Below are 2,387 nucleotides of genomic sequence, written 5' to 3' on the forward strand. Positions count from 1 at the left end.
TCGCATCGGCCTTTGCCGACATGGGGTTCGAGGTCATCAGCGGCCCGCTGTTCCAGACGCCCGAGGAGACCGCCAGGATGGCGCTGGAATGCGAGGTGGACGCGGTAGGCGCATCGTCGCTGGCAGCAGGCCACAAGACGCTGATCCCCGAACTGATCGGCCATCTGCGCGATGCGGATCGCGGCGATATCAAGGTGGTGGCAGGCGGCGTGATCCCGCCGCAGGACTACGACTTCCTGAAGAAGGCCGGCGTGCAAGGGATCTACGGCCCTGGCACCAACGTGGTGGAAGCCGCCGCGGACCTGCTGCGCCTCTTGGGCCACAACATGCCGCCGGCGGGTGAGGAACTGGAGACGACACGATAATGTTCACGAAAATCCTCATCGCCAACCGGGGCGAGATCGCGTGCCGGGTCATCAAGACCGCGCGGCGCATGGGTATCGCCACGGTCGCGGTCTACTCCGATGCCGATGCTCGCGCGCCCTTCGTGCGACAAGCGGACGAGGCCGTCCATATCGGTCCGCCGCCTGCCAGCGAGAGCTACCTGCTGGCCGACAGGATCATCGCCGCCTGCAAGCAGACAGGCGCCGAGGCCGTGCATCCGGGCTATGGCTTCCTGTCGGAGCGCGCCAGCTTCGTCGAGGCGCTGGAGGCGGAAGGCATCGCCTTCATCGGTCCGCCCGCCAGTGCGATCGCGGCGATGGGCGACAAGATCGAGAGCAAGAAGCTGGCCAAGGCAGCGGGCGTGAACACCGTGCCTGGCTCCGAGGATGCCATCGACACCACCGAGGAGGCAGTGAAGGTCTCGAACGCAATCGGCTACCCGGTGATGATGAAGGCGAGCGCGGGCGGCGGCGGCAAGGGCATGCGGCTTGCGTGGAACGACACCGACGTGGAGGAAGGGTTCGAGGCGACCAAGCGCGAGGGGCTCAACTCCTTCGGCGATGACCGCGTGTTCATCGAGAAGTTCATCGAGGACCCGCGCCATATCGAGATCCAGGTGCTGGGCGACAAGCACGGCACGGTGCTCTACCTGAACGAGCGCGAGTGCTCGATCCAGCGCCGCCACCAGAAGGTGGTGGAGGAAGCGCCGAGCCCCTTCGTCACGCCCGAGATGCGCAGGAAAATGGGCGAGCAGGCCGTCGCATTGAGCAAGGCCGTGGGCTACCACTCGGCAGGCACGGTGGAACTGATCGTCAGCGGTGCGGACCCGACAGGGGAGAGCTTCTACTTCCTCGAGATGAACACTCGCCTGCAGGTGGAGCATCCGGTGACAGAGGCGATCACCGGCATCGACCTTGTCGAATACATGATCCGCGTGGCTGCCGGCGAGAAGCTGCCGATGAGCCAGGACGATATCGGCATCGATGGCTGGGCGATCGAGAACCGCATCTATGCCGAGGACCCCTATCGCGGCTTCCTGCCCAGCACGGGCAGGCTGGTGCGCTACTCGACTCCCGTCGAGCCGTGGGCGGGCGACCTTCGCGGTGTTGCCCAGGAAAACGGCGGGGGCGTGCGGTTCGACTCGGGCGTGCAGGAAGGCGGCGAGGTGTCGATCTTCTACGATCCCATGATCGCCAAGCTGGTGACCTGGGGCACAACGCGCGAGGAGGCCGCCGACCTGCAGATCGCGGCGCTGGACGCGGTGGAACTGGAAGGGCTGGGGCACAACGTCGACTTCCTCTCCGCGCTGATGCAGCACCCGCGGTTCCGCGCAGGCGAGCTCACCACAGGGTTCATTGCCGAGGAATATCCCGAAGGCTTCGAAGGGGCGGCCACCAGCGAGGAGCGCACCCGCGTGATCGCTGCCATCGCTGCCGGGATCGAGTTTACCCACCAGGCGCGCCAGCGGCAGATCAGCGGGCAGCTCGATGGCCCGCAGCCGGTCAGCCCCGCATGGATCGTGCGGGTCGATGGGCAGGACCACACGGTCACACTGGGCGAGGGCCATGCCATCGTCGACGGGCACACGGTGGAGGTCACCTGCGACTGGGCCCCCGGCCAGCGCACCGCCACCGCCACGCAGCCCGACGGCCCTACGCTCGGCCTCACCGTAACCCGCCAGCGCCCCAACTGGCAGATCAACACCCACGGCCGCACCTACACAGCGCGCGTGCTTCCCGCCCGCCTGGCAGGCCACGCCGGTCACATGATCGAGAAGCAGCCGCCCGATACCAGCAAGATGCTGCTGTGCCCCATGCCCGGCCTGCTGGTGAAGCTGCACGTGGGCGAGGGCGACAAGGTCGAGGCCGGCCAGCCGCTCGCTACCGTCGAGGCCATGAAGATGGAAAACATCCTGCGCGCCGAAAAAGCAGGCACCGTCGCCTCCATCAACACCGCAGAAGGCGAAACCCTGATGGTCGACGCCGTCATCCTCGAACTGGAGT

General features: G+C 66.7%; 2 protein-coding genes. Both read left to right on the top strand.

The genetic code is table 11. From position 1 onward, the window contains the following. Positions 1–365, top strand: a 365-nt coding sequence (locus D2V07_RS18320; protein ID WP_199698845.1) for a cobalamin-dependent protein, incomplete at its 5' end; no start/stop codon positions are given. Then, positions 365–2,387, top strand: a 2,023-nt coding sequence (locus D2V07_RS18325) for an acetyl-CoA carboxylase biotin carboxylase subunit (RefSeq protein ID WP_147367080.1), incomplete at its 3' end; no start/stop codon positions are given. The genes D2V07_RS18320 and D2V07_RS18325, both read left to right, overlap by 1 nt.

It is taken from the genome of Aurantiacibacter zhengii (genome assembly GCF_003584125.1).
Classification (GTDB): Bacteria; Pseudomonadota; Alphaproteobacteria; order Sphingomonadales; family Sphingomonadaceae; genus Alteraurantiacibacter; species Alteraurantiacibacter zhengii.